At 71.9% G+C, this 26725-nt stretch carries 27 protein-coding genes; 21 read left to right on the top strand and 6 right to left on the bottom strand.

Features of this window, described 5'->3' with window-relative positions:
- Positions 1-49 precede the first annotated feature (49 nt).
- From ABT354_RS34150 to ABT354_RS34080, 15 genes are all read left to right on the top strand, one after another.
- Entirely contained in the window at positions 50-2554 is a 2505-nt protein-coding gene (locus tag ABT354_RS34150) for a DNA translocase FtsK (RefSeq protein WP_351501134.1), read from the top strand.
- 6 nt (positions 2555-2560) lie between these two features.
- Positions 2561-2863, top strand: coding sequence for a hypothetical protein (locus ABT354_RS34145; protein ID WP_351501131.1), 303 nt, complete (start codon positions 2561-2563; stop codon positions 2861-2863).
- Between the two features lie 83 nt (positions 2864-2946).
- The gene (locus tag ABT354_RS34140; RefSeq protein WP_351501129.1) at positions 2947-3594 is read left to right on the top strand and encodes a hypothetical protein; all 648 of its coding nucleotides are present in this window, start codon (positions 2947-2949) and stop codon (positions 3592-3594) included.
- A gap of 99 nt (positions 3595-3693) precedes the next feature.
- The gene (locus ABT354_RS34135) at positions 3694-4401 is read left to right on the top strand and encodes a hypothetical protein (RefSeq protein WP_351501127.1); all 708 of its coding nucleotides are present in this window, start codon (positions 3694-3696) and stop codon (positions 4399-4401) included.
- A gap of 89 nt (positions 4402-4490) precedes the next feature.
- Entirely contained in the window at positions 4491-5120 is a 630-nt protein-coding gene (locus ABT354_RS34130; RefSeq protein WP_351501125.1) for a DUF6919 domain-containing protein, read from the top strand.
- The gene (locus ABT354_RS34125) at positions 5120-5605 is read left to right on the top strand and encodes an RRQRL motif-containing zinc-binding protein (RefSeq protein ID WP_351501123.1); all 486 of its coding nucleotides are present in this window, start codon (positions 5120-5122) and stop codon (positions 5603-5605) included. The genes ABT354_RS34130 and ABT354_RS34125 overlap by 1 nt, the downstream gene beginning before the upstream one ends.
- Positions 5571-6272, top strand: coding sequence for a hypothetical protein (locus ABT354_RS34120; RefSeq protein WP_351501121.1), 702 nt, complete (start codon positions 5571-5573; stop codon positions 6270-6272). Before ABT354_RS34125 ends, ABT354_RS34120 begins: the two co-directional genes overlap by 35 nt.
- A 1-nt stretch (position 6273) precedes the next feature.
- On the top strand, positions 6274-6573 hold the full coding sequence (locus ABT354_RS34115; RefSeq protein ID WP_351501119.1) for a hypothetical protein: 300 nt from the start codon (positions 6274-6276) through the stop codon (positions 6571-6573).
- A gap of 112 nt (positions 6574-6685) precedes the next feature.
- Positions 6686-7267, top strand: coding sequence for a hypothetical protein (locus ABT354_RS34110; protein WP_351501116.1), 582 nt, complete (start codon positions 6686-6688; stop codon positions 7265-7267).
- A gap of 107 nt (positions 7268-7374) precedes the next feature.
- Positions 7375-8145: a hypothetical protein gene (locus ABT354_RS34105; protein ID WP_351501114.1), complete on the top strand. Its 771-nt coding sequence runs from the start codon at positions 7375-7377 to the stop codon at positions 8143-8145.
- 97 nt (positions 8146-8242) lie between these two features.
- A complete protein-coding gene (locus tag ABT354_RS34100; protein WP_351501112.1) occupies positions 8243-9106 on the top strand; it encodes an AAA family ATPase in 864 nt (287 codons plus the stop codon).
- Positions 9107-9158: 52 nt separating this feature from the next.
- Positions 9159-9866 carry a PP2C family serine/threonine-protein phosphatase gene (locus ABT354_RS34095; RefSeq protein WP_351501110.1) on the top strand — a complete coding sequence of 236 codons (708 nt, stop codon included), beginning with the start codon at positions 9159-9161 and terminating at the stop codon, positions 9864-9866.
- A 150-nt stretch (positions 9867-10016) separates the two neighbouring features.
- Entirely contained in the window at positions 10017-10682 is a 666-nt protein-coding gene (locus ABT354_RS34090) for a GGDEF domain-containing protein (protein ID WP_351501108.1), read from the top strand.
- Complete coding sequence (locus tag ABT354_RS34085; protein WP_351501106.1) at positions 10679-11122, top strand: ASCH domain-containing protein; 444 nt, start codon at positions 10679-10681, stop codon at positions 11120-11122. The genes ABT354_RS34090 and ABT354_RS34085 overlap by 4 nt, the downstream gene beginning before the upstream one ends.
- 60 nt (positions 11123-11182) lie before the next feature.
- Entirely contained in the window at positions 11183-11497 is a 315-nt protein-coding gene (locus ABT354_RS34080) for a hypothetical protein (RefSeq protein ID WP_351501103.1), read from the top strand.
- A 74-nt stretch (positions 11498-11571) separates the two neighbouring features.
- On the opposite strand, the gene ABT354_RS34075 is transcribed toward ABT354_RS34080, so the two are convergent.
- The 3 genes from ABT354_RS34075 to ABT354_RS34065 form a co-directional block, all read right to left on the bottom strand.
- On the bottom strand, positions 11572-12570 hold the full coding sequence (locus ABT354_RS34075; protein WP_351501101.1) for a hypothetical protein: 999 nt from the start codon (positions 12568-12570) through the stop codon (positions 11572-11574).
- Positions 12567-13208: a nucleotide-binding protein gene (locus ABT354_RS34070; RefSeq protein ID WP_351501099.1), complete on the bottom strand. Its 642-nt coding sequence runs from the start codon at positions 13206-13208 to the stop codon at positions 12567-12569. Before ABT354_RS34070 ends, ABT354_RS34075 begins: the two co-directional genes overlap by 4 nt.
- Positions 13209-13466: 258 nt before the next feature.
- Positions 13467-13772, bottom strand: a complete 306-nt coding sequence (locus ABT354_RS34065; RefSeq protein WP_351501097.1) for a hypothetical protein — start codon at positions 13770-13772, stop codon at positions 13467-13469.
- A gap of 346 nt (positions 13773-14118) precedes the next feature.
- Here ABT354_RS34065 and mobF point away from each other — a divergent pair, with 346 nt between their 5' ends.
- The 5 genes from mobF (at position 14119) to ABT354_RS34040 (ending at position 20258) form a co-directional block, all read left to right on the top strand.
- Positions 14119-16074 carry a MobF family relaxase gene (gene mobF / locus ABT354_RS34060; RefSeq protein WP_351501095.1) on the top strand — a complete coding sequence of 652 codons (1956 nt, stop codon included), beginning with the start codon at positions 14119-14121 and terminating at the stop codon, positions 16072-16074.
- 140 nt (positions 16075-16214) lie between these two features.
- Entirely contained in the window at positions 16215-16421 is a 207-nt protein-coding gene (locus ABT354_RS34055; protein ID WP_351501093.1) for a hypothetical protein, read from the top strand.
- 783 nt (positions 16422-17204) lie between these two features.
- Positions 17205-17630: a hypothetical protein gene (locus tag ABT354_RS34050; protein ID WP_351501091.1), complete on the top strand. Its 426-nt coding sequence runs from the start codon at positions 17205-17207 to the stop codon at positions 17628-17630.
- A 727-nt stretch (positions 17631-18357) separates the two neighbouring features.
- Complete coding sequence (locus ABT354_RS34045; protein WP_351501089.1) at positions 18358-19734, top strand: replication-relaxation family protein; 1377 nt, start codon at positions 18358-18360, stop codon at positions 19732-19734.
- A 74-nt stretch (positions 19735-19808) separates the two neighbouring features.
- Complete coding sequence (locus ABT354_RS34040; protein ID WP_351501087.1) at positions 19809-20258, top strand: hypothetical protein; 450 nt, start codon at positions 19809-19811, stop codon at positions 20256-20258.
- Between the two features lie 21 nt (positions 20259-20279).
- On the opposite strand, the gene ABT354_RS34035 is transcribed toward ABT354_RS34040, so the two are convergent.
- Positions 20280-20822: a hypothetical protein gene (locus ABT354_RS34035; RefSeq protein WP_351501084.1), complete on the bottom strand. Its 543-nt coding sequence runs from the start codon at positions 20820-20822 to the stop codon at positions 20280-20282.
- Positions 20823-21018: 196 nt separating this feature from the next.
- Between ABT354_RS34035 and ABT354_RS34030 the strand changes: the two genes are divergently transcribed.
- Positions 21019-22944: a helicase HerA domain-containing protein gene (locus ABT354_RS34030; RefSeq protein WP_351501082.1), complete on the top strand. Its 1926-nt coding sequence runs from the start codon at positions 21019-21021 to the stop codon at positions 22942-22944.
- Positions 22945-23328: 384 nt separating this feature from the next.
- Here ABT354_RS34030 and ABT354_RS34025 read toward each other — a convergent pair whose 3' ends face one another.
- Together ABT354_RS34025 and ABT354_RS34020 are read right to left on the bottom strand one after the other, a co-directional pair.
- Positions 23329-23727: a hypothetical protein gene (locus ABT354_RS34025; protein ID WP_351501080.1), complete on the bottom strand. Its 399-nt coding sequence runs from the start codon at positions 23725-23727 to the stop codon at positions 23329-23331.
- Positions 23727-26144: a DEAD/DEAH box helicase gene (locus tag ABT354_RS34020; protein WP_351501078.1), complete on the bottom strand. Its 2418-nt coding sequence runs from the start codon at positions 26142-26144 to the stop codon at positions 23727-23729. The genes ABT354_RS34025 and ABT354_RS34020 overlap by 1 nt, the downstream gene beginning before the upstream one ends.
- Between the last annotated feature and the right edge of the window lie 581 nt (positions 26145-26725).

The raw sequence follows: 26725 nt of genomic DNA, 5'->3' as shown, positions 1-26725 counted from the left end.
CCCGCTCTGCCTTCCTCATCACCCCCTATTTCTATGGATGGAGTTCGTCATGTCGCGTCAGTGGGACTGGTCGCCGCCCACCGGTCACCCCGCCTTTCTCGGATACGCCGGTGAGACCGCAGCGACCGCGGTGATGCTGGCCCCGCTGACCGGGATGCCCTGGCAGGCCGCCGCCGTCACCCTCGCCGGAGCCGCCACCGCCGGAGCCGCCTGGGACATCAGGCAGTCCACCACCACCGGCACCCTCACCACCCGGGCCCTGACCTGGCTCACCGCCGGGGCCTGGACCTCCTGGGCACTCGCCGCAGCTCCCCTGACCATGACCGGCTGGGCGTCCGGCCTCGGCGTCGCCGCCGTCGGCCTCGCCCTCAACGCCAGTGTCAACCGCACCGAGGAGACCCGCTCCGAGCGCAAGGCCCTGATGCTGCTGCGCCGGGAGTCGGTCGGAATCCTCAAGGACTGGGAGGACCGGCTGGAGCGGGTCGCCCGGATCGAGGGCTGCCACGGCAAGGACGTGCGGCACTGGCCCGGGAAGGTCGGCTACACCGTCGAGATGGACCTCCCGCCGGGCGGCACCACCGCCGACGACCTGGCCGGGTACGGGCCCAAGTGCGCGGCGGACATGCGCCTCCCGGACGGATGCGGCGTCGAGATCGCCCCGGGCGCCAACCGGGGCACCATTCTGATCGACGTCACCCTCGAAGACGTCGTCTCCCAGGACCTCCCCTACCCGGACGACTACAGCGACCTCACCCTGACCGAGCGGTTCCCGTTCGGACTGCACCGCGACGGCCAGCCCGCCCTGGGGTCGCTGTGCAACGACTGCGGTGTCCTCGTCGGCGAGACCGACGCCGGGAAGACCAACACGCTGCGCGTCGTCACCGCCCAGCTCGCCCGGATGCCGGACGCGCTGATCTGGGCGATCGACATCACCGGCGGCGGCGTCGCACTCCCCTGGATCACCCCCTGGGCCACCGAGGGAATCGCCACGGCGCCGGTGGTGGACTGGATCGCCCACGACCTCGCCGAGGCCAAGCTGATGCTGACGATGGCCGGGGAGATCATCGCCGCCCGCAAGGCCGGCTACCAGAAGCTCATGCGGGAGAAGAAGTCCGACAACAAGCTCCCCATCACCGGCGACATCCCCGGCATCGTCATCATCTGCGACGAGACCGCCTCCCTCCCCCACGACGTCAAGGAACTCCTCGACAAGGTCATCAACGAGGGCCGCGCGATGCGGGTCCGCACCCTGACCTGCGGGCTGCGCGGCACCCAGGACGTCATCACCGCCGCGATGAAGCTCCAGGCGAAGTGGCGGGTCGGCATGACCGTGAGCGACGCGGAAGAACTCGCCTACCTCTTCCCCGGGTACATCAAGCTCGACCCGAAGGACGCGCCGGTCGCCGGGTCCGGCTGGACCCTGCACACCCGCCTCGGACCGAAGAAGCCGGCCGCCTTCAAGGCGTGGTACATCACGGACGAGATCACCGACAAGGTGTGCGCCGCGACCTCCGCCCGCCGCCCCGCCCTCGACCCCCTCTCCGCCAACGTCCAGTCCGGCGCGCTGTATCCGCAGCGCTGGGCCCGCGCCCTGCCCGTCCTCTACCAGGGCCAGACCCTCACCGAGTCCGCGCAGCACGCCGTCGACAACGCCGGAGAGCTGATCGACACCACCACCGCCATCACCCCCGCACCCGCCTCCACTTCCTTCCCGGACGAGGGCTCGGTGCCGTCCGGGTACGAGGGGTTCGGCAGCTCTGCGGCCGAGCTGTTCGCCGCCGTCGACGCCGCCCTCGCCGGAGCGGACACCGGACCGGGCGCGGTCCCCGCCGACCCGGACCCGGCGGACCCGGACCCGGAGCCTGTGCGGGCCGTTCCGCAGAACGTCGTTCCGCTCCAGCCCCGTCCCACCGACCCGCGTGAGACAGGACTGGAGCTCCTGACCGCCGCGGGCACAACCGGCTGCACCCCGAAGGAACTCCACACCGCGCTGCGCAAAGCGCTCGGCGACGACGGTGTCCCCGCGGAGCGGACCGTTCGCGGCTGGATGGCGAAGTGGGCCGAGGAAGGCAAGGTCGTCGCGGACACCAGCGGCCAGTACACCCGCTACATCTCCCGCACCGCCGCCCAGCAGGCCACATCACCGGCCCCACCTGCGGCACAGGTTCCGGACACGGCGGCATCAGACCCGGCGGCACCGGCCGGCCCGGACGGCCCCGTGCCGGACGCCCAGCCGCGTCCCGGCCTGCCGGAGGGAGAGGACGGACTCCTCGTCCTCCAGGCCGCCGAACTCGTCATCGCCACGCAGTTCGCCACCGCGCCGATGCTCCAGCGCAAGCTCCGCATCGGCTGGGCACTGGCTGGGCAGGTCCTCGACGTCCTGCACCAGCTCGCCATCGTCGGCCCCGCCCACGGCAGCCAGGCACGAGACGTCCTCGTCCTGCCCGGCCACCAGGTCGACGCCCTCGCCCGGCTCGCACGCGAACTGGGCATCAGCCACGCCGACATGACCGCGGCCGGACTCACGTCCCACGCCACCGACCCGAAGGAGTAGCGCCCCGTGGAAACACCGGACGAGGAGATCGCTCGCCTGGAGGCCGAGCGGCACTCCTACAGCGAGACCTTCCGGAACACGGCCGAGACCGACACGGTCACCCGGACCCACCTCCAGGAGGAGATGGACGCCCGCACCGCCCGCATCCGCGAGCTGCAGAACTACGAGCCCTTCGGGTTCTTCGCCCGCTGGGCTCTGCGCACACTCGCCCTCGCAGCCGGGTGGGGCGCCGTGGAAGTCGACTGGCTGTGGGCCCGGATCGCCCTCGGCATCCTCGCCGCCGCCCTCGCCCTCTACAGCCTCGCCTGACCAACCACCACACCCCCCGCCCCCCAGGGCCCGTCCGGCACACGCCGGACGGGCCCTTCCGCATCCCCACCGAGGAGCCCCCTGTGAACACCACCACCCACCCCGCCCCGGAGCCCGCCACCCTCACCGTGCCGCTCACCTCCCCCGGCCCGCCCGCTTCCACCGCCCACCTCGCGGGTCTCCCGGAAGAGGACTTGCGCCGGATCTGGGCCTTGTTCCCCGGCTCTCACCCTCACGCCACCACAACGGCGCAGCAGCCCGCCCACGACACGGCCCTGCTCCTCGCCGACGACGCCTACCTCGCCCGCGTCCACGACCTGGTCCGCCGCGAGCAAGTTCTCGCGCCTGCCGGGGCGCAGCGCGAGCAGCTCCTCACCCCGATCCCTGTCCCGGTGTCGGCGCCCGTCCGGCTGCTCCCCGCTGCGGTCTCTGATCCGGTCATGCCGCAGCAGCGGGTGCCGGCCTTCGTGTGGAAGTACAGCGCGCTGGCGCTGTCCACCGGCGGAGGCGTCGCGCTCGCCGGGATCGGAGTCGGCGCCGCCGCCCCGGGGCTCGTCGCTCTCGAAGGCGTTCTCGCCGCCGCCGGACAGGCCGTGATGAGCGTCGCCGCCCTGATCCTCCTCATCGGCCTGGCCCTCGCCGGTCGCGGCACCACCCGCGGCGGCGGCGCGGCCGGGACGACGGTGAACATCCGCCGCGCTGTCTTCCGCCGCAACCGATTCCACGGCTGATCCGGACCGCCCGCCTCGCCCCCGAACCGCACCCGTGGCGGTCGGGGGCGGGACAGGCCGCCCGGCCCCACCCCGAACCCGCGAAGGAGCAGCCACACCTTGGCAACCAACGACCTCGACCTCGACCTCAACACGACCACCGACCCAACCCCCGCCCGGAAGCAGACGGAGACCCGGTTCGCCGAGGCGCGCGCCTGGTGGAAGGCGGCATGGAACACCGGCGGGGTCCTCCACGGCCTGTGGGAGGACCTGCGCCTGGCCCCGCAGCTCGGATGGCACTCTGTCGCCCCCTGGATCAAGGCACTGATCCTGGTGGTCGGCTTCTCGTTCGTCACCGTGCTGTTCGCCGATGCCACCGGGGTTCTGCTTGACGGGCTGGACCGGCTCCTCACCACGTCCTCGGGCCCGGCGGCCGACCGTGCCACCACGGGAATCTGGGCGGCCATCGACACCCCCGTCCGCTCCTACCTCACGGCCCACACCCAGGGCCTGCCGGTCGACGCCTCCACCGCGTACGCCCTCTGGCAGATCACGGGCCTGGTCGGCCTGGTCGGCGGGTTCCTCCGCATCACCGCCGCCCGCACCCTCTGGGTCACCTGGGCCGCGGCCAGTATCGCCATGATCTGGCAGGCCGCGCCGGACACCGGCCGCACCGTCGCCACCGGCATCGCCGTCCTCGCCTGGATCCTCGCCAGCGCCATCGCCCTGCGCGGCCTCACCCTGCGCCCCGTCACCCGCCGAGGCCGGCCCGCCCACCGGCCGGCCCCGGTGGCCGACACCGGCGTACAGGCGCACCACACCCGCTGACCCGCCGATCTGCCTGGTCCTCGCCCCCGGAACTCCCCGGGAGCGAGGACCGGGCAGGCCGACCGGCCACCCAAGCGAAGGGACAACCCGTGAAGATCCGACTGCCCTGGACGTCTCGCGCGCCCCGGTCCCGCTGGACCAAGGCCCGCACCCTCACCGATCTCGGCAACCTCACCGCGGCCTGGCTGGAGGGCGAGATCGTCCACCACCCCGGCTACCAGGGCGGCGGCCCCGACCCGGAGACCACCCCGCTCGTCCCGGTTCTCGCCCACCTCAACCGGCTGGGCTTCGTCACCGCGAACTCCCAGCCCGGCCACGCCCCGACCACCGGCTGGGACGGTGCCACCTACGTCCAGCGCGCCGCCGTCGACGGCTGGACCGACGACCCCGAAATCCGCACCGCGTTCATCCAGCTCGCCCGCGGCCACGACCTCCACGTCGTGCTCCACGACCCCGGCCCCCGGACCGATCGCATGCGCATCCCGGCCACCCTCCGCAACGGCGAACCGGTCACCTGGTTCGGGCACCCCTACCGGCCCGAGGACATCAACCACGCCTGGCCCGGCACCCACCCCGCCGCACGAAGCGCCCTCACCCGCGCCTCCCACATCACCCTCACCGACACCACCTGGGGCCCCTCCCCCCGCCTCTGGGACGCCCTCCGAAACGCCCTCGACGACACTGTCGCCAACTGGCTCCACGGCACCCGGAGCAGGTGATGAACGGCCAGGACGAGGACTTGGTCGATGTCGACCCGTACGACCCCGGTGGCGACGGTGCCCTCCCGGTCTTCCGGTGGAAGCAGGCCGGCCATGCGAATCTGGCGACCCGCCGCCAGCTGCGGGACCTTGGCCTGCGCCCCGGCGGTCAGGAGCCCGTCGCGCGCATCGAATGCCGCAGCGGCCGGCGCTTCGCGTGGCTGTACCGGCTCGACCTGGCGAAGCCGAAGTTCCCGATGACGCTCGCGAAGGAAGCCGCGCTCGACAGGGCGATGGCCGCGCGGCAGACCTGCCCCGGCCCCTGCGGGCGGCGCTATTTCCACTGCCTCCCCCTCAAGACCCTGGGGTCCTGCGCGGAGTGCTTCGACGGCACGCCCGCCGACCCCGCCTCCTACACCACCGCTCCACCTGCACCACCACAACCACCCGGCTCGCTCAGAGGACATCGTCATGCTCCGGATTATCAGCACCACCCGGCTCGCTGAGCTGAACAACCTCGCCTCCGCGTTCCCCACGGTCCAGAGCAAGTCCGACCGCCTGGAGAAGGAACTGGAGACGGCGCAGCGCCGCACCACGGAGCTCACCGCGAACGCGGAGCAGGCCGACGCCCGCTTCCGCCAGGAGCTCGCCGACCTCACCCAGCGGGCCGATGCCCGCGTCGCCGAAGCCAGGGCCTCGGCCCAACGCGCCGAGCAGCAGGCCGCCGCCCTGATCGGCGGGGCCGCGAAGCGGGCGGACGACATCGAGCGCCGGGCCGACCAGAAAGTGCGGGAGCTGAACGCACAGATCGAGCAGCTCAAGGCCAAGCTGCCCCACCCGGTGCCCAACCCGGAAGGCGTTGTCGCCCGGTACCAGAACCTGGTCGGCGCGTTCATCGACCTGACCATGTCCGCGACCGAGGACACCACCACGACCTCCGACTACGACTACTACTCCTCCAAGTGCGTCGACCTGAAGCTGGACCTCCTCTGCTCCGGCTGCGGTTACCGCGAGGAGGGAACCCGCGAGCAGGTCTATGACTCCCCCGAGGCCCGCACCAGCTTCCTGGACGGCCTCTACGACGGTGCCAAGCTCAAGCGCTGGGCGCAGGAGCACGCGGAGACGTGCCGGGCCGTCGCCCTCCCCTCCAGCCCTGCCACGCCGTCCCGCTGACGTGGCCATCCGCTGCCTGCGCTCCGCCTTGCTGCTCGCCGCCGTCGTCGCCGTCCCGCTCACCGCGGCGGCGGTCGCGGTCGCGGTGCTGAGGGCGAGCCACCTCAAGGTCTGTGTTGACCGGCACCGCATCGAGATCACCGCCCGGCCCCGCCGCTCCTGCCCCGACTGCCGGGGCGCGGGCGGCCGGTGGACCGACGGCCCGTTCCCGGAGATGGAGGCGTGCGACTGCTGGGCCGACCGGCACGAGCTCCACGTCCGGCTCCTGCCCGTCCCGCCCTGGGACGAGCCCCCGTTCTGAAGCAGTCCCGCCCCGGCCACAGGCCGGAGCGGGACTGCCGGGTGACCGCAGCATCGGCAAGAGGCCGGCCACCCACTCCCCTTCACCCTTTCGAGATCAGGAGAAGACCAGCATGCCCCGAAACCCGCTGACCATCGAACGCCTGGCCCTCTTCGGCACCCTGCTGACCCTCTTCGGCGAACTCCACCCCGCCTGCGACCACTGGGTCCAGGGCAGCAAGACCGCCTCCCGGAAGCGGTTGTACGGCGACGACCTGGTCCACGCCGACGGCTCCCCCGCCACCGAGGACTCCACCCGCCCGACCATGACCACCACCACCCTCGGCAGGCGCGCGGTCGCCTGCCACGTCGCCTCCTACACCGCCGTCCAGCTCGCCGCGACCGTCGCGATCACCCGCGCCTTCGGCTACCGCGTCACCCCGGCCGCGCTGCTCGCCGGCGCGGCCATCAACGCCTCGACGCACGCCGCGATCGACCGCGGAGCCGTTCTGCTGTGGCTGGCGAAGAAGACCGGCAAGACCGGCTACATCGAGCACTGCAAGACGGTCCGCCTCGACGACGACGGCAACGCCACCGCCGAGCTCACCGGACCGGGCAGCGCATGGATGGAGCTGGACGCCGCCCTCCACCGAGCTGTCGGCATCGGCGCCGCCGCCGTCACCACCTGGCTCACCACCCGCCCCGGCCGCCGGTGACCCGCACCCGCCTGGAACGCGTCCGCGCGGCGGCCGGCATGCACACCTCGACCAGAACCCGGTTATCCAGCGGCTCCGGCCGCCCCCACCCCTTCATGGAGGACCGCATGGCCCGCAGGCCCGTCACCTGGTACATCGCCACCCCCGCCGACGGCATCATCGAGGTGTCCCGCGCGGCGGGGACCCCGGTGAACCTCGCCGCCAGCGTCGGCCAGGTCGTCGACCACCCCCAGCCCTGCACCAACCTGTGGTTCGACGAGAGCCCCTTCTCCTACTTCCGCATGGTCAAGCGCGTCGGGGAGGCGCTGGAGGACACGGGCATCTGGCCCATCACCTGGCCCGTGCGGCTGTGGACCGTGGAGCCGATCGGGGAGACCGGCAACTGGGGCGGGCGCTACTACCCCTACCGGCTGCTCTCCCACCAGATCCGTGTCATCGAGGAGACCGACGCCCACCCCGCACTCGGCCCCGCCGGCCGTGAGGTCCTGTGCGTCGTCCAGCAGGAGATCCCCGAGCGGGCCGCGCGCTGGGCCGCGGACTGGGACGCCGACCCCGAGGGCATGCGCGACCGGAAGTGGGACTGGGAGCAGTGCGGCGGCCCCACCTGCGGCAGCGGCCGGTGGGCGGACTCCGTCGCCATGGCGACCTCGCACGCCCGCCGCGAGTCGGCCGCCCAGACCTGGATCGAGCACCTCGCGCGCAACGCCGTCGACCAGGCCCTCGCCAACACCGGTGCCAGCATGATGGCGCACTGCTACGCCTACAGCCGCGCCACCGGCCACGCGGTCGCCGCCCAGCACCAGACCCGCTTCGAGCCGTACGTCCTGGAGGCGCTGCGCGGCACCGGCCTCGACTCCCCCGCCGCCGTGGCTGTCTGACGGGCTCTCCGTGCCGCCCCGGCCCCCGTGTTCGACGGGGGCCGGGGCGGTTGCGGTGGCCCCTCAGTAACCGCCCGCCGACACCACCTGGAGAACGATGAGCCCGCACACCGCCACCACCGCCGCTCTCGCCCGGCACCGCCTGCCCCAGCCGGGCCTCTACGTCACCGTCGGCGCGGCCGGCAGCGGCAAGTCCTCGATCGCCGCCGCCTTCCCCCGCGCGTGGAGGCTCTCGCTCGACGACTGCCGCGAACGGGTCTGCGGCGACGCCGGGGACCAGAGCTCGACCCCGGACGCGCTCCGAATCTTCGACGCGATCCTCAACGGAAGGCTCGCCCGCCGGTTGCCGACCATCGTCGACAACACGAACGTCCACACCACCCACCGGATCAGCCTCATCGACCGCGCCCACGCCCACAAGCTTCCCATCGTCGCCATCGTCGCCCGCACCCCGCTCGCCCAATGCCTGGCCCGCCAGGCACCACGGCCCGCCTCCCGCCAGGTGCCCGCCGACGTCATCACCCGACAGCACCAGGACACCCCCAGCCGCGAGACGCTGCTGAGCGAGGGCTTCGACCAGGTCCGCGACGCCGACCAGCTCGACCTCCTGCGCATGGCGCTGGAACGCGCTGCCACCGCCGCTCCCGACCCGTACGACACGGTCCGCGCCACCTTCGGCTCCGAGCTTGCCGACCTCTTCACCTTCACCACCGCCGACTACTCCGCCGGAGTCCTCGCCGTCGCCGGACGAGAACTCGTCATCCGACGCTCCGACGACGGAGACCCGTTCGACCACCACTGGCAGGCCCGGCTCGACATGTGCCCGGACGGCTGCGGCGGTACCCGCTGGGTCAAGGTCAACGACCCCACCGACCTCCTCGACGTCCACCAGGGCGGCGAACCGGACGAAGCCGTCTGCGACCTCTGCGACGCCGTCGTCATGACCGGCAGCCCCTGGTGAACCGCCGCCGCTCCCCCGGTCCCACACACGCCATTCCCGCCTGAGGAGACTCATGTCCGAGATCCGCATCGCGACCGCGACCCGCAAGGGAACCGACCGCAACAACGCCGACCGCTGGGCCACGTTCACCAGCTCTACCGGCCGGACCGCCGTGTGCGTCGTCGACATGATCGGCCACGCCAAGACCGCGCCGAAGACCGGCGAGCTGATGGCCGAGACCGCGGTCCGGATCGGCGTCCAGCGCGGCGCGCTCGCCGGACTCCTCGCCGCCGGAGCCCTCGTCGCCGACGACGGGGCCGGCCCCAAGCCCGTGCCCGACGGCGTCGCCGTCCTGGCCGTCATCCACCCCGGCCGCGACACCCGCCTGACCTGGGTCGGCGACTGCGACGCCATGGAATGGAACGGCCGCCGACTGCGCACCCTGACCGACCCGCACACCATGGGCGCGTTCCTGCGGCGCAACGGCGACAAGACCCGCGCCCGACTCCACAACAACTGGGTCCGCACGTCGCTGGCGCTCGCGACACCGACCTCGGTCGCCCAAGGCGAGACCACGGCCCCGGGCGGCACACGGGTCCTCCTGCTGATGTCCGACGGCATCACCGACCAGGTCAAGCGCCGCACGATCAAGCACCTGACGAAGCGGTACGTCACCCGCCCGAAGAAGCTCGCGAAGGCGCTCGTGGCCGCCGCCGAGAACCGCCCCTCCGGACGCCGCGACGACGCCACCGTCATCGTCGTCACCGGCACCAGCGACTGACCAGCCGCACCGAACCCGCCCCGCGCCCTCCCGCCGGCCAGTGAGCGCCGGCACCAAGCGACACGCAAAGAGGCGCACCCACCGCCTGCAGAGCTCCGGGTGCGCCTCTTCTCAATCCCCGCCCCCAAAGGGGCGAGAACGGAGACCATCATGCCCGCCCCCGCCGCCTTACGGCAGTCCCCCGCCGCCCTGGTGACCGCCGCCGTCGTCCCGCTCGCCCTGGCCGTCGCCGACGGCATCCGGCTGCGCCGCCGCCTGGCCGCCGCCGGCCGGGACCGGCTCACCGGCGCCCTGCGCCGCGAGAGCTGGACCCCCCGGGCACAGAGGCTCCTCGACCGCCACCCCGACCAGGCCCTCCTCCTGATCTGCGACCTCGACCACTTCAAGCAGATCAACGACACCTGTGGCCACGGAGTCGGCGACCAAGTTCTCGCCGAGACCACCGCCCGCCTCACCGACTGGGCAGGCGCCCGCGGACTCGTCGGCCGTCTCGGCGGAGACGAGTTCGTCGCCATCACCCTCATCGAACCCCGCCACCGCCAGCTCCGCCTCGACCACCTGATCCGGCTCCTCGCCGAACCGGTCACCACCGACACCGGACCGGTCGACGTCGCCGCCTCTATCGGCGCCGCCTCCGCTGCCACGACCGAAACGACGGGCCTCTCCGAGCTTCAAAGGGCCGCCGACGCCGCGCTTTACGACGGCAAGCACAGCGGCAACGCGGTCCTCGCCGGACCGCGGCACGCCACGATGCCGTCCATCAACGGCCGTCGGATCGGACGGCCGGGTACCGGCATCCGGGGGCGGGCCGCGTGAACCAGGCCGCCTATACCGACCCGGACAGCTGGATCCGGGGCATCACGGTCCGCCAGCCCTGGGCCAGCTGCATCCTCGCCGGGAAGAACCCCGAGAACAGGCCCGCCAACTGGCCCTGGAGGGGCTGGGTACTCCTCCACGCGGGGAAGCAACTGGACCGCCCTGCCCTGCGCGACCCGCTGGTGGCCACCGCGATCCGCGGCCGCGAACTCCACCTCGGCGCGGTCATCGGCATCGCCCGGCTCACCGACTGCCACCCCGACCGGGGCCCCGAGCACTGCACCAGCCCGTGGGCGCAGCGCGACGTCCACCACCTGGTCCTCGCCGACGTCCACGAACTGCCGCTGCCCGTCCCCGCGACGGGTGCGCTCTCGGCCTGGAAACCGACGCAGGACCTCGTGGACCAAGTCCTCCAACAACTGCCCGGCCTGCGGCCGTGAACCCGCCGTGCAGCAGGAAGCCGCTGTGACCACCCCTGACCTCGCCACCCGGAGGCTCCCTTGAGCAGTACCCCGCACCACGACGTCGGCCAGGCCCTCGCCTACCCCGAACCGTCGGCCGCGCCGCTCTGGGTCGGCACCTACCACGGCTCCCACGATGGGGAACGCGCCGTCGTCACCACCACCCGGGACGGCACACAGTCGACCACCTACGGCCTGGAGTGCACCTGCGGCTTCTCCCAGCGCCACAGCGACCCCGTCACCCTGGACCGTGCCGCCTGGCGGCACACCCACCCCACCCTCTGGGACCGCTGGAAGCGGAAGGCCCGTGGGTTGCGCCGCTCCGCCCGAGCCCAACGCACGACCGTCGCCTGAGACCCGACCAACAAGAAGGCCCGTACCCCCCCGCGAACGCGGGGGGGTACGGGCCTTCTTGCGTTTGGGGGTGCCTACACGTCCGGGAAGTTCTCAGCCGCGCGCGCCATGTGGTCGCGCAACTGGCCGGCCAGCTTCTCTGCCTTCGCCTGATCGACCTTTGCGGCTTTCTGGTAGGCGGCGGCCATGCCCTTGGTCTTCCGGGCGAAGACCCGGGCCGCGTCCACGTACTCGCGGAACGCCTGGAGTGGATCGGTGGCGGCCTCCTTCGCCGCCTCCTCCTTCTCCTTCTGCTCCTTGGCCAGCGCGCGAACCCGTTCGGTCAGCTCCTCCTCCGTCAGCTCCTCCTCAGCCTTGCGAGGGAGCTGGTGGACGATGCCGCTGATGGTCTTCTGGCTGACCTGGTCCTTACCGGTCACTTCAGCCACCGCCCGGTACGCGTCGGCTGCTGCGCTAGCGCCGTAGTCCTCCCGCACATAGGTGAGCGCCTCTGCTGCGCGCTGGCTGATCACGAGAGGCTTCGGGCCCTCCGGGGCGTCATTGGAGTCCCGCACTTCCGCCGAGTCCCGCATGCGGGACTGATCGTTCGATTCCAGTTCGATTCGCGGGGGAGAGGCCAGCAGAGCGGCCACTTCTGCACCCGAGATCTGACGGTAGGCGTTCGAGGTGGACATGCGCGCGACATCGCCGATGAACGCCTCCGCCGTCTCGTAGTCGCGGCGCCACAACCGCCCGCGAAGCGCGATGTTCAGGGCCTTGGCCGCCACCCACCACGCCTGCTGGTATTGAAGGAAGCTGCGCTGGCACAGCTCCCATCGCTCCTCTTCGTCCTCGCTCAGAGGCCCAGTCGCTTCCGGCGTGTCGACCACGTCGGGAAGTTCTTCAAGGCGGAGCATCGGCTGAGGCCGGCCCTGCGCGATGACCAGTTCCTCCTGAGGGGTCGGCGCACCTGATGCCCCTGCGTCTCCTGACCCCTCGGCCGGGCTGTCCGTCACGACCGGACCGCCACCCTCTGCTGCCCGCCGGGCCTTGCGCTGCCGACGCAGCTCTGCCGGATCTACCGTCTTGCTCACTTCTTGATCAGCCCCCGCTGCTCCATCTCCGTCACCAGTTCATCGAAGTGCGAGCCGGACGCCTTGATCGGAACGCCCTCGCCGGTGCTGGCGTACTTCTGGATCGCGGGGATCTCCGTCGTGAAGACCTTCCAGCCGTCCTCGGTCAGAGTCTTCCGGATCCCCCTTGGCGCGACCGTGCTCCCCGGCTGGACTCGGCACAGCAGCACCCAGGTCTCCGGCGGCTTCTTGTCCGCCCGCTTCGGAGCGATCTGGTTGATGTACATGTCCATCGGCATCTCGTCCATCCGTTCGAGGTCGCTGTTCGTCGCAGCGCACGCCACGATGGCGAGGTCGGCGACCCGCAGAACACTCCAGCCAATGCCGGAGTGGTTCTCAAGATGTCCGCAGTCCACCGCCGCCACAGTGCCTTCGGGGGTCTTCTCCGGGGCACGTTCGTGGAAGCGGCTGGACGCCTCCTTGTGGACCTCGAAGGGATAGCTCCCCTCTGGGCGTGCATCCCACCAGCGATAGAGCTGCTCGGATTCGTCGGCATCGAACCCCGCAACGGGATAGCCGCGCTCATGGAGGGCATGCAGCAACCACGCTGTGATGGTGGTCTTCCCCGTCGACCGGGGCGAGATGGTGGCGATGAACATGCTCGGCACCCTACTGGGCGGACCATGGTCGTTTTCGCCGCTCCAGCGCGTGCGTACCCGAGCAGATCCGCTCTAGGGGCCGACTGCTCCGCCGATAAGATCCCCAACTGCTGCGCAGCGCAATTGCGATCAAGTTGTGGCGACCGGACGACAGCATCACTTTCACGCGTGAAAGTGATGGCGAGCGCTTCATTGGAAGCGCTCTTGTACGAGTCACAGTCGGACGCTCGCGCGCCAACCGGTACGTGCACCAGAGGGTCAGGGGCCGGTGAGGATGCTGTGGGTGCCGATGCGTCGCCAGATCACGTGGGGTGTGCCCTGACGGACCGGTTCCCCGTACTGCCAGGTGGCGCGCCCGGCGGGTCCGGTGCCCGCGGACCAGGTGAGCTCGTAGATGCCGGGGAACCCGCTGACCTGCTTGACGCGGAGGCCGGGACGGAAGTGCCCGTCGGCGCGCAGGTCGTGGACGAAGGCGGTCACGGCCCTGCGGAAGCGGCGGCGCTGGTCGGGGGTGAGGCGGTCCAGGTCGTTGTTGAAGCGGGTCATCGTCTCGTACGTGGGCACCCTGGTCTCCTTCGGGTAGCACGACGAAGCCCCCGGCGGGCTGCCGGGGGCTGAGGGGTCGGTGACGTGGTTCAGGGGATGCGGCTTCTCTGGCCGTCGGTGGGGGAACGGCTCCTTGATGTGCGCTCGGTGACCGGTGGAGTCGTCAGCTGTCCGTTTTCGTGGCGCGTGAGGCGTGTGGGGTGTGTGCGCCTGGGTGGCTGCGCAGCATTTACATGGCCCGGCCGGCAGGTGCGGGGGAGTCGTCGGCTCCCGCCCCGCGGGATCGACGGTGAAGTTCCGGTGAACCCTCCCGCCCCACGGGATCGGGCTTTTTCGCAGGTCAGGGCCGGTGTGTGCTGGGGTGATGCTGAGTGTCGCGAAGGTTCAGAGGCGTAACGCCTGGCGCTACTACATACGCGGGGTGGCGTTCGGGGACGGCCGCCGTCCGGTCGGCCAGTCGTTGATGGACGCGCAGGAGATGGCCGGGCTCCCGCCGGGACGGTGGTGGGGGCGCGGTCTGGCCGCGCTCGGGCTGAGCGAGGGCGGCCAGGTGTCGGAGCGGCAGCTGGAGCTCGTCTTCGGAGAAGCCCGGCACCCGGACGCCGACCGGATCGAGCAGCGCCTCCTGGACGACGGCGCCGACGCGGCCACCGCGCGACGGGCGACCGTGCTGGGGCAGCCGGTCGAGGAGATCGAGGCCCGCAAGCAAATGCCGCTGCTCGCTCTGGACTTCACCTTCCGGCCGCAGGCGTCCCTGATCGTGTTGTGGGTGCTGGGCGACGCCCATACGCGCCGGGTCATCGAGCGGGCGCACGAGCAGGCCGTCGCCGCGGCGCTGCACTGGATCGAGGACGAAGTAGCCGAGACCCGGTGGTCCTCCGGCCGCGGCCGCGCGAAGAGACCCGCGTTGGTGGTCGCCGCGTTCCGGCACTACGACAACCGCGACGGCTTCCCGCTCCTTCACACCCACTGCCTGGTCCTCAACCGCGTCCAGCGCCCAGGCGCCGACGGTGAACCGGTCTGGGGCGCTCTGGACACCTACCGCCTCTACCAGAACGTGGTGGCCGCCGGGACGCTCTACACCCTCACCATGACCACGGAGGTCTGCGAGGAGCTCGGCCTGGCGACCGTGCCGAGGGAGGTGACACCCGGGCTGCGCTCCGTCATGGAGATCGCCGGTGTCGACGCCGAGATCATCGACTGGTCCTCCACCCGCCGTCAGCGGATCGAGGACGCCCTGGAGGTGCTCACCGACCAGTACGTGAAGGACCACGGGCGGCTGCCCGGGGAGAAGGCCCGGCACGGCCTCGGCTGGCAGGCAGCCCAGGACACCCGCCCCCAGAAGAAGACCCCGCGCCCCTTGAAGCAGCTCCTCGCGTGGTGGAAGGCGTCCGCGCTCCTCCGCTTCGGCAAGCAGATGGTCGACGGGCTCCTTGAGCGCTGCCGGGCTGCGGGTGCGGCGATCCGGGCCCGGGTGGACCCCGCCGTGGACATGGCGCTCGCCGCCGTCGACGTCGCTGCGGTCGTCTTCACCGTGCGCGAGAAGTTCTCCCGGCGCCACGTCCTGGCCGAAGCCCGCCGGCACCTGCTGGAGACACTGCGCGGCCGGGCGTTCCCGCCGGGTCTGGACGACTCCATCGCCGACCGGGCCCTGCTCCGCTACTCCCGCCGTCACACAGTCACCAAGCCCGGCCGCGAAGCGCCGGCGGCGGACCGGATGACCTACACCGCCGACTTCCCGGTACCCGACCGGTGGTGGATCGCCGACGCCGAAGGCACACCGCCGCGGGAATCGTCCCGATACGAACGCGCCCGCCTCGCCAGCCTCGCCGTACAGGGCGCGATCCGCGACGCCCGTATCCGGGCCGACACCGCCACCGAGGCGACGACCACGACCTTGGCCTCCTCCGCACCCGCCGACTCCCGAGACCTCGACGAGGGCGAGCACGACCAGGCCCCGCCGCACGCCGTCGACCACCCCGGCCGGGACGCCGCGCTCACTGCGGCGCAGCGGTCCGCCGCCGTCCACGCCCACCTCCAGGCCGCGATGCCGCAGGAATACGTAGAGGGCCGGACGACCGATCCGGAGACCTGGACGACCTCCCCGGAACGCCTCGCCGCCCTCGCCAAGCTGACCGCCACCACCGAGGCCCGCAACCGCGCTCTCGCCGAAGCGGACGCCCACCACCGCGCACCGGCCGACGGGGAACTCCCTGGCCCGGCCGCCGACCCGGCCACTCCGAGCGGCCAGCGCCGCCAGGAGCACGAGCAGCAGCGCCAGCAGCCCGACCCCGGCCAGGGTCAGGGCCTCCGGCCGTGACGCGCCGTGCGGCCCGCACGGCGGGACGGACGGTGAAGTCGCGGTGCCGGGCGCCGGGACGCGACCGGCCGCCCACCCCGACGTCACCCGGGAGCGGGGGAGAGTGCCGGGAACCGCCCCCCTCGATCACGGAGGCCCTGATGGTTGCCCCGACCCCACCCCCGTCGCGTCTTTCGCCGGAACAGCGCGAGCGCCTGGAGCAGCTCGCCGACGCCATCCGGCTGCGCGCGGCGCTGTACCAGGCGCCGAAGTCGGCACCCGCCCGGCGCCGCTCCCGCGGCGCACGGCAGTACCCCGGTGGCCGGCCGAACCCGTGGCGTGCCGGGCGGGGCCGCCGCCGGGGGTGAGTGGACACGATGGACTCCACCGCCCGCCCGTACGGAGTGGAGACCACCGTGACGGTCCACTCGGTGGACTCCACCCGGTGGGGGAGCGCGGAACAGCCCGGCATCCGGTGCGCTCGGTGCGGTTGACCAGGCGCACCGGCACATGCGACGGCAGTGCCGCGCACGCCACCCACCGCACCGCCGCGCCGCATCCTGCGCGGGAGAGTGGACGCCACTCCCGTCCGCTCCACCCGGTGCGCGTACAGAGGGTGACGGCGCATCGGATGGAGCGCACTCGATGCACCCCCCTTGACCAGGTGCGCCGCCGGATTTCACTCAGTCCATCGAGTGGAAATCAACCCTTGACCACCCACGCCATTCCGCACAGTCTTCGACGTTCTCCCTTGACAGAGTCCTCCGGCACTCTGGAGGCGACCCGTACCGGGCCTCTGGTGCGCGGTGGCGGGAGGGGAGATCTCTCCCTCCCGCCACCGCGCACCGTCACCGTCCGTAGGGGCGGTGCGGGGTACGGACGATGCCGCGCATCGCCGCACCGCGGTGCGTTCCACCGGGTGGAACCGTGCGGCGACGTCCGCACCGAGTGGAGAGTGGAGGCCACCGCGAAGCGCACCAGGTGTGGGTGGAGTCCACTCGGTGCGCTCCACGGGTGGGGGAGTGCGTTCCATCGTCCGCACCTCGGCGCACCGTGCGCGCCCCGGTCCGCACCCGCGCGCCATCGCCCCCGGGACGGCCGGTGCGCGTGGCGCGGGCCGTCTGCCGACGTCGGCTTCTACGATCCCGGGCGTGGGACAGACCCCGGCACAGAAGGCCGCCAAGGCGGCACGCGGGCAGCAGCCGAAGAAGCGGCCCGGCAAGGCGCAGCGCGAGGCGATCAAACGGGCGCAGGCGGCGAAGAAGGCGGGCGGCGGGAAGCCGGCCGCGAAGAAAACGGCCGCGAAGAAGGCGGTGCCGTTGCCGCGCGGGTTGCTGCGGGCCGCGTACGGCGGTACCTGCCCGGCCTGCTTCAAGGACTACGGCAAGGGCGAGGTCATCACGAAGGTGACCGGAGGCTGGGGACACCCCGGCTGCGCGCCTCGGAAGTTGTCGGCGGCGGAGCGGGAGTTCGCCCGGAACAAGGCCCGGATCGAGGCCGGCGAGACGTTCCGGGGCCAGAAGCCGTCGGACTGGCGGCTCGGTTCTTCGCCGTCCAGCACCCGCCCTGCCCGCTGAACCAGGCGGCGTGGGGCGGTGTGGAGCTGGTCACGGACGAACCCTGCGGTCAAGGGGTGGTCAAGGGGTAAAACGGACACTGCGGGCCGGGTGAGGGGAGCGCGGACAAGGGGTGATCGAGCAGGGTGGCCGTCGGCACCGCGCGGGACGGACGTGCGCGGTGCGGATGAACACTGCTGCTCTGTCCCGGCCCGGCCGGGAGGAACGAGGACCCCGTGCCCACACCCGACCCCGACCCCGCCCGGACTCCCGCCCTCACCCGGACTCTCTCTCCTGTCCTCAAGCCTGTGCGTGTGGCTGTGTCCGGTCCGGGCCCGGCCGCTCCTTCCCACTGCTGTGGCCGCCGGGCACGACGGAGCCCCGCCGATCGCGAACCCGCCGACCGTGCACCCGGTGTCCGGTCCGGGGTGTCGGTGCCCGGCCCGCGGCGGGCGGCGGCATGTCCTGGTGGGCTCCTGGCGCCGCCGCTCGCGTTCCCACTGCCGAAGCCACTTCCGTGCCCGGCGCCCACCCGTCCGGTATTTCCCCTTGTCAGCGCCGGTTTCCGGGCCGCCCCCGGTTTGTCACAACCCTCTTCTCTCCCCTCTGACCTGAGTTGGTTGTCGGTGGGGAGGGAGATCATCGGGTGCGGGGGCCCGGTCCCGTCCGCGGCCGGGGCCCGGCGCCCGGCCGGTAGCCGGCCGGGTGGTGCGCCTGGTGGGGCGCGCGTACGGGGAGGGTGGGTCTGATGGCGGGCAGGCGCAAGGCGAACGAGGCGGGGTCGTCGAACGGTCTGCGGGGCGATGTGCTGTCCGTGCTCGGGGTGCTCAAGGTCGCGACCGCCGACCAGATACAGCGTCTCGCCGCGCCGCATCTGACCTACCGGCACACGGACAAGCCGACCCCGGCGAAGCGGAAGGAAGCCCGGACCGCCTCCCACCGGGGCGCGGCGAACGATCTGCGGCGTCACGGCCTGGCCGTCGACGGCGGCCGGACCCGCGGCAACGAGGAGGTCCGCATCCTCACCGTGGCCGGGCTGGCCGCCGCCGCGATCGACCTGGACCGTGAGCCGGAGGAGATGGGTGGCATACCCAAGGGCGCGGGCCGCTCCGGGGCCTCGCACCCGATGACGGTGAACGAGACGGTCATCGCCCTGATACGCCCGAAGCCCGACCTCGACCTGGTCGCCGGGGAGCCGGCCGAAGCGGTCGCCGCCGCGCGGGCCGCCGTCGACGCCCCGGACGGGATCGGCACCCTCACCTCCTACGCCACCGAGGTCGCCCTCCCGGTGAAGGGCACCTGGAAGAACCCCGCCATCGGCAGCGCCCGCGCTGACATCGTCCTCGTCGCACCGGACGACGATGTGCCGCTGCTGTTCATCGAGGCCGACAACTGCACCGAGGAAGCGGCCCTCATCGCCGCGAAGTTCGACAAGTACCTGCGGTTCTTCCACCGGCAGGAGAAGGACACCGACGACACTGTGAAGCCGATGTGGCGCACCCGCTGGTCCGCACCCCCGTGGGACGAGTACGAGCGGGTGCACCCGCCGGTCCTGCTCGTCTTCCACCAGGTCGGCAAGCGCTCCGCGAAGAATCAGATGGAAAGGGTCGCAGACCTGACCCGCTCCCACTGGCAGGGCTGCTGGTACGAGGAGCGCGGCTACCACTCCTACGACGGCTGTATCCCGATCGTGGCGACCACCCTGGAGCGGCTGCGTGAGCATGGGCCGGCAGGGCCCGCGTTCTGGCGCTACGGCCGCGACCGCCTGGAGCCGCTGCTGGACGCGATCGGCAACCCGCGCCGGGACGCCTACCTCGCCCGCCGCCGCCAGGCCGCCCGCGAGGAGGGGGAGCGCCGTGCCGAGCGCGAGGCGGCGGAGCGGGAGGCGCTGCGGCCGGTGTGCACCACCTGCGGAGCGAAGTTCACCGACGACCGCTGGCAGTCGGTCCGGTCGTCCTGGCGGAGCGAGACGGACGGGCTGTGCGGACCGTGCGAGACCGAGCACTTCGCCCGGCTCGAAGCCGAACGCGTCGCACGGCGCGAGGCGGAGGAAGCCGCGGCGCGGGAGGCGGCCGAAGCGGAGGCGAGGAAGAACCGCCGCAGGTTCCGCCGGCCGGGGAAATAGACGACGGACCGTCTCGGGCCACCGATCTCGGCCGGTGGCCCGGCCCGGAAGGCGACGTGGGGAACCGGGGCGGGATGGGCGCGAAGGCGGCGATCAATTCCGCTGCGATCGTCGTTGAGCCGGGTATGGGACTGAACGAGCAGGCGGCGCCCGGGGTTGAGCAGCGGGCCGAGTCGGTGGTGGTGAGCGCCTGTCATCTCGCCGACGTCGTCGCGCCCACGGCCTGGAACGCTGCGGCGGCCGAGGACGCGCTCGACGCGATCGACGTCCTGGCCGCCGCGCTGTCCCAGATCAGCCCGGAGACCGCCGGCGCGCTCGCCGCGGTGGCGGCGGCCACTGAGGACGCGCGCCGCCGGCTCGGCCTCCCCACCGACGCCGACGCCGCTGCGCCCGGCGAGGCGGCCGTGCCCGCCGCCGCGGCTGGTACCGGGCAACAGGCCGCGCCCGGGAAGCCGGCCCGGCCCCGGGTGCGGCGGCGGCGCGGGCTCGGGCCCGGATTCCAGGGCATCCTCCCCCCGCCCTGAACCGCTCCCCCCCCCGTTGTCCTAGAGGGCGCTGAGTTCGTCGACGATGGCCCGCAGCACTCCGTCCCCGGCCTGCGCGGTGGTGGGGTTCACGGGCACCACGACGCCGACGACCAGGTGCTGCGGGGCGCCGGCCCCGGTGAGGAGGGCGGGGGCGGGCTCGGCGGTGACGATCCGCAGCATGTCGTGGTCGGGGGAGCCTTCGACGCGGTAGCCGTCGGGGAGGCGGGACAGCCAGGCGTGGTCGACCGCGACCGGCTGCCCGCCGACCGCGCCGATCCGCACACCGCCCGTGGACCAGTTCGACCACGCCACCGGCTCCCAGCCCGGCCCCGGGGCGGGGAGCACGTCGGTGAGGTCGGGGTGATCGTCACCGAGATGCACCGGGAAGGTGTGCTTGCGGATCCGCCACCGCCCGTCCTTGTGCACCACGTCCGGGTCGAGGCCGTCGATCAGCCGCATGTCCAGAGCGACACGGCCGTCCGTGATCCGGTCCCCGTGGACCCACACCGCGTCCTTGTCGACCACCCAGTCACACAGCCGCTCCCGCGCCACCGAACCCATACGTTCTCCCTGCTCAAACCCAACGATTCCCCTCACCGTAACCGCCGTCGTCCCGCTCGCTCCGACTGGCTTTTTTATCCACAAGTGCCCCGTTAATCGACAGAATCTATGCACAGGTCCGCTGTTTTACGGTCGTGTCCGCTTCTGGGTGTTGGGTGCCCGGAACACCCAGCACGGCTGAGAGGGCACGACGACTATGGGGCAGAGCAAGTTCGACCGGCAGGTGGAGGAGACCGCCGAAGCGCTGGCGTTCGGGATCGGCCGGTTCCTGTCCGGCCGCCCCATGGACGGGGTACGGAAGACCAACGCGACGTTCTGGCGCCCGGGTACCCGGGTCCTGCCGAAGGCCGAGGCCCCGGTGCGCCGCTCCGCCTACCGGCCCGGCTGGCAACGCGCCGCCCTCCGCCTCTCCGGACTGGCTGCGACGGGGTCGGCCGGGTACTGGGCCCTGGGAGAGGAGGAGAGGCGGGATACCACCCTCACCACCGTCCGGGGCCTCATCGACGACCCGGCGCCGCTCGCCGCCGCCGTCCAGACGGGCGGTATCACCGCGGTCTCCGCCGCTGCCGTCGGCGGGGCCGTCTACGGGCTGGCCACCCGCAGGCGCCGGGAGTTCACCCGCGAGTGGCTGATCCCCCTGCACGAGGCGATCTCCGTACCGCTCGGGATATCGGAGCTGACCGACCCCCGCCGCTACCTCCACGTCCCCAGGAACTTCTCCGACGACGACGCCGAGATACGCATCGACGTCCCCACCCACATGCGGTTCAACGAGGACCTGGTCGCCGACCTCGTCAAGAAGAAGCTCGCCCTGGAGAACGTCTCCTTCACCTGGCGCCGCGCCGGGGCGGACACTCACCTCACCGTGAAGAAGCGCCAGGCCCCGCCCAAGATGCTGCGGCTGTCGGACCCGGGGGTGCGGGAGATCCTGGCGAAGATGCCCGAGTCCGCCCCGCTCATCGGTCTCGGATCCGGTCGCAGGAAGGTCTCCGTCGATCTGGACGCCGACTCCCCGCACGTCCTGATCTCCGCGGGCACCGGCGGCGGCAAGTCGACCATCCTGCGCACCATCTGCTGCCAGTTCATCCACAACGGCGCGCACGCCTACGTCCTGGACTTCAAGCGGATCTCCCACACCTGGGCGCGCGGCGTGCCCGGCGTCACCTACTGCCGCGACATCGCCGACATCCACGACGCCCTGATCCGGCTCGCGCAGGAAGGCCGGCGCCGCCTCGCCCTCGCGGAGCAGTTCGAGGACGACGTCCTGGAGCGCGAGCCGTGGCGGGTCGGCCCGAGGCTGGTGATCCTCCTCGAAGAGGTCAACGCCACCATGACGCAGCTCAAGTGGTACTGGGCGAAGATCCGGGAGTCCGGCGACCCGAAGACGTCCCCGGCCATCGACGCGCTCGGCCAGATCCTCTTCATGGGGCGCCAGGTCCGCCTCCACGTCCTCCTGGTCGCGCAGTCCGCTACCGCCCGCGCCATCGGCGGCCCCGAGATGCGCGAGAACTTCGCCACCCGCATCCTCGTCCGCTACACCCTCAACGCCTGGCGCATGCTCGTCCCCGAAGTCAGCCCCATCCCCATGCCGAGCGACCACAAAGGCCGCGTCCAGGTCGTCACCCGCGGCCGGGCCCAGGAGACGCAGGTGCTGAACCTGTCTAACGCGGAGGCCCGCGAGTGGGCGATGTCCGGCACCCGCACCGAGAGGACGACCGGCAGCCTGGCCCCGCGCCCGCCGCACACCCCGGCGCCCACGACCGCCGGTCCCCTCGCCGACGACCCGAGCACACTCCCGGCCGCGCCCGCACCGCTCACCCCGGCCGCTGTGCCCGGCCCCGTTGCAGTCGACACCTCTTCGGGGGCGCCGACGGCGAAGCCGGCCCCGCCCGCGCCCCCCGGCGTGGAACCGGGTGATGTCGCGGTCGGACTGCGTACCGCTCAGCAGAACCATCTGCCCGGGATCACGCTCGCGGCCCTGCGCTGGGCCCGCGCCAACGACCCCGACTTCCCACCTACGGTCGGCAAGCGGGGAGCCGAGTTCCTCTACCACCCCGGCGATCTCAAGAAGTGGGCCCGCAACCGACCCCGCGGCACGGCTGACACCGATGAACTCGGCTGATCCTGGCAGGGGCCGTTGAGCGAGCCTTCGGGGTGCGTGCGAAGACCCGCTCGGCACCCGCCCGGAACACGACGCGAACCCCCTTCGACGGCACCGTAGTTCGCACAAGGGGGACCCGGCCCAAGATCCCAGTGTCTACACGGACACCCGCGCGATACCAGGTCTCCGACCTGGGGAATCGCGCACATGTTCGTGTAGACACTGGGGTGCCCGGTCGCTGACCCCGGGTAACGGAAGACCCCGGAACGGCCAACGCGCCCCGGGGTCCTGCGAGTCCAGCATCACGGCGCCGCCAGCGCCCCTACGACAGCACCGCGCAGGGGCCGTCACGCCGCCTGCTCCTGCACCGCCCACACCAGTCCGGAAGCACCGGATCGTGCTCTCTCACCAGTCGTCGGGCGCGCTGCCCACCCACGCGATCGGCCGGCCCTCGCTGGTGCGGCCCCAGTGCGGTTCTTCCATCGAGGTCTCGTGGCCGTCGGGCAGGACGCAGATCCGCCCCCAGTGGCCGTGCTTGCCCCCGCAGAGCCCGGCGAGCCCGTCCGCGTCGCCCGCCGCGACGGCCTGGTCGTAGCGGTCCTGGAACGGCTGCAGACGGGTCTGAAGCTCCATGCCGAACTCCGCCTCCGCCGCCTCCACCCGCTCCCGTGCCGCCTGCACCTCCGGGTCGGACATCACCGCCGAGATGAAGTCCTCCGCCTCCGCGAAGGCCCTGGTGCGCGCGTGCCGCCGCACGGCGTCCCGCACCCGCTGCTCCCCGGCCTCCTGGTCGCTCGCGCTCATCACGCTGCTCCTTCCGCGGCCGCCCATTCCAGCCCGAGACCGGCGAGCGCGGCGAGTTTGTCGGCGGTGAGCTTGGCCCGGCGGCTCTTGCTGTTGGAGAGGAACACCCCGAGCTTCACCGCCGTCCCGTCCTCCAGCACCTCTGTGTGGCCCCTGGGGACCTTCACAGACCCTTCCCGGGCCTTGTACTGGGCCAGGGCCGCAATGCCCCTCTCGAAGGCGCTCACGGGCGTCGTGGACGGCCCGGCGGGCAACTCCGGCTCCGGCTCCGCCGCCGCTGCGGGCGCGGGAGGCGTGACGCCGATGGCCTCCAGGCGCTCACGCTGCCCCTCCTTCAAGGCCGCCCACACCTCGGGCTTCCGCTGCCGGTCCAGCCACTTCCCCACGTCCATCCCATGGACGGTGAACCCGGGCATCACCTCCGCCCCCTCCTCCTCGCGCACCAGCTCGCGCAGCGCGGCGAAGTGCCGCTGCCAGTCCGCCGGCCACTCGGGGTTCCAGTCCTCGTCCACGGCCAGCAGCGCGGCCTCCCACTCCGGCCGCCCCTCAAGGGCGCCGGGGCGGCGGAGGTTGGACAGCCACTGCCCCACCGGCCGGTCCAGCACCGTGGCGGCCCGGGGCGCGCACAGCGTCCAGTGCTCCTCGTAGTACACCCGGGCCGCCGCCAGGTTCTCCTGGAACCGCTCATCCGCCACCGACCACACCATGCCGAGCCGCTCCAGCCGCCGGGCGCGCTGGCCGGTCATCTGCCCGGCCGCATAGGCCCGTCGCTGCTCCGCCACCCACTGCCCAAGCGGTGTCGCACCCTCGCGGTGTTCGTACGGAACACGGGCGTGCCCCTCGCGCTCGGCGTACTCCTTGAGCTTCGCCCAGCCGCGCGCCCAGTCCTGCCGCTCGGTGTCGATCACATTGAAGCTGACCCAGTCAGCGACCATCACCGGATCACGAGGAGCCGCAAAACGCAGCAGCAACCGCGTTTCTTCCTCGTTATCACCGGGCGCGGCACCAATGTATTCGGAGGGCTGCACGTCAGCCTTCTGAGGTTCCTGCGGGATCGCCAGCAATTCGACGGCTTCTTCGTCGTGAGCCCGCAAACCCTCAAGGACTTTCACCAACGGCTTGTACGAACCGGAAGTGAACATGTCCTCCGGCTCCTCGTCCGGCTGGAGGAATACCGGCACGATCAAAGAGGCGAGCTTTCCCTCTCCGGGCTTCTGCCGCAGCGCGCGCCCGATCGCCTGCACGATGTCGTGCGGCGCCCCCTTCGGATCCAGCAGGGCCACCGAGTCCACGGCCCGGATGTCCACACCCTCGCCCAGGACACGGCAGTTCGACAGGACCGCACGCCGGGCGGTGGTCCCGAACTTGCCCAGCACCTCCCGCCGGCGCTCCGGGACATGCTCACCCATCAGCCAGTCAGCCCAGATCTCCGACGGGTACTTCTCCGGCTGGTCCGCGTGCAGGCGCTTCGCCACCCGCTGAAGGCCCTCCGCATACGCGGCGGCCTCTATCGTCCGGTGGTGGAACGTGATGCACGTCTGGAGCTGGTGCTGCTCCATGGTGTGCAGCAGCGCGGCCTGGAGCGCCCCGAGGCGCTCCCCGCGGACCTTCTCGGTGTGCCGCTCCTCGCCCATCAGCCGCTCCGGGGTGACGACCGGGTCCTTCAGCTCCAGGACGATGATCTGGTACCGCGCCAGCAGCTTCCGCGACACCGCCGCCGCCAAGCTGAGCTTGTACAGCACCGGCCCGAAGACCTTCTCGTCGTCCATCGAGGCCGCCATCTCCTCCGGCAGCGCGTCCCGCACCCCCTCCGCGACCTCCCAGTGCTCAGGCCGCTCCTGCCAGATCCGCGGCGTCGCGGTGAGGTACAGCCGCCGGTGCGCCGGGATCTTCGTCTGGTCGTGGATATCCGCCCACGCCTTCCCCATCGACCCACTGGTCCGGTGCGCCTCGTCGACCACCGCCAGGTCCACCGGCGCGAGCTTCTGCCCGTAGGCGCCCTCGAACGCCTCCACCAGCACGGGCAGGGAGGAGTAGGTGGCGAAGATGGTCACCGGCCCCTCCTTGTGCCACAGGGCCAGCTGTACGGGGTTGGTGGTGCACCGCACCCCCATGTGCCAGAGCTCGGGGTCGTCCAGGGGCGAGCACACCATGACCGCCGGCGCCTTGGGCCCGGCGCCGTTCCACGCCTTCACGGTCTGCGCCAGGAGATCCAGGGTCGGCACCACGACGAGAACGCGGCCCTTGGGCACAATCTTTTTCGCGGAGGCCGCCGCGATGATGGTCTTCCCCGTTCCGCACGCGGCGTGCACCTGCCCGCGCAACCCATTCCAGGGAATGCCGCCCGGCGGAATATCGAGGCCGCGCACGATAGCGGCTACGGCCTCAATCTGGTGTTCACGCAGTTTCACGGCCATTCCCGTGGTTCTCCTCTTCGCGAAATGCAGCGCGTTATAGGAATAAGAGTCCGGCGCGGTGAGTGGCGGGCCGGTGGGGTGGTGTCTGGTACCAGACTCTACACAGTCAGTACCCCTGATGCATCGCCAGCGCGACAGCTTCCCCCTGCAGGCTGATACTTGGCCGAATCTCGCCCCGCACATACGATCCATAGGGTATGTTGGCGGGGTATCGGTGAACGTGAGCGGCCGGTTTCGAGGGTGGTGAGAGGCCAGGGTGGAGCGGAGCGGAGCCCGTCACTGCGGTGAAGCCGGCACTCGATCGGGCCGACGATCCGTCATCCTCACTGCGGGGGTGGTGGGTAGGAACCCCAAGCCCTACACAGGGCTGCACGCGATGCACCTCCCCTCGTAGCCAGCCTGGGTGATCGCGCTTGCGCGGTCGCCTCCAATTCGCGCTTGCGCGAATTGCATTCCGTCCGGAATTCCGTTCACGGAATTCCATTCCGGCGCTTGCGCCGGAATCCGAATTGCGCTTGCGCAATTCGCGCTCTATGCCCCGGCTTGCCGGGGCATATCCCGCTCCGCGGGCGCATATGGGG

The organism is Streptomyces sp. NPDC000594, assembly GCF_040299965.1.
Lineage (GTDB): Bacteria > Actinomycetota > Actinomycetes > Streptomycetales > Streptomycetaceae > Streptomyces.
The sequence above is the reverse complement of the archived record's forward strand: the minus strand, read 5'-3'. Positions and strand labels throughout refer to the sequence as shown.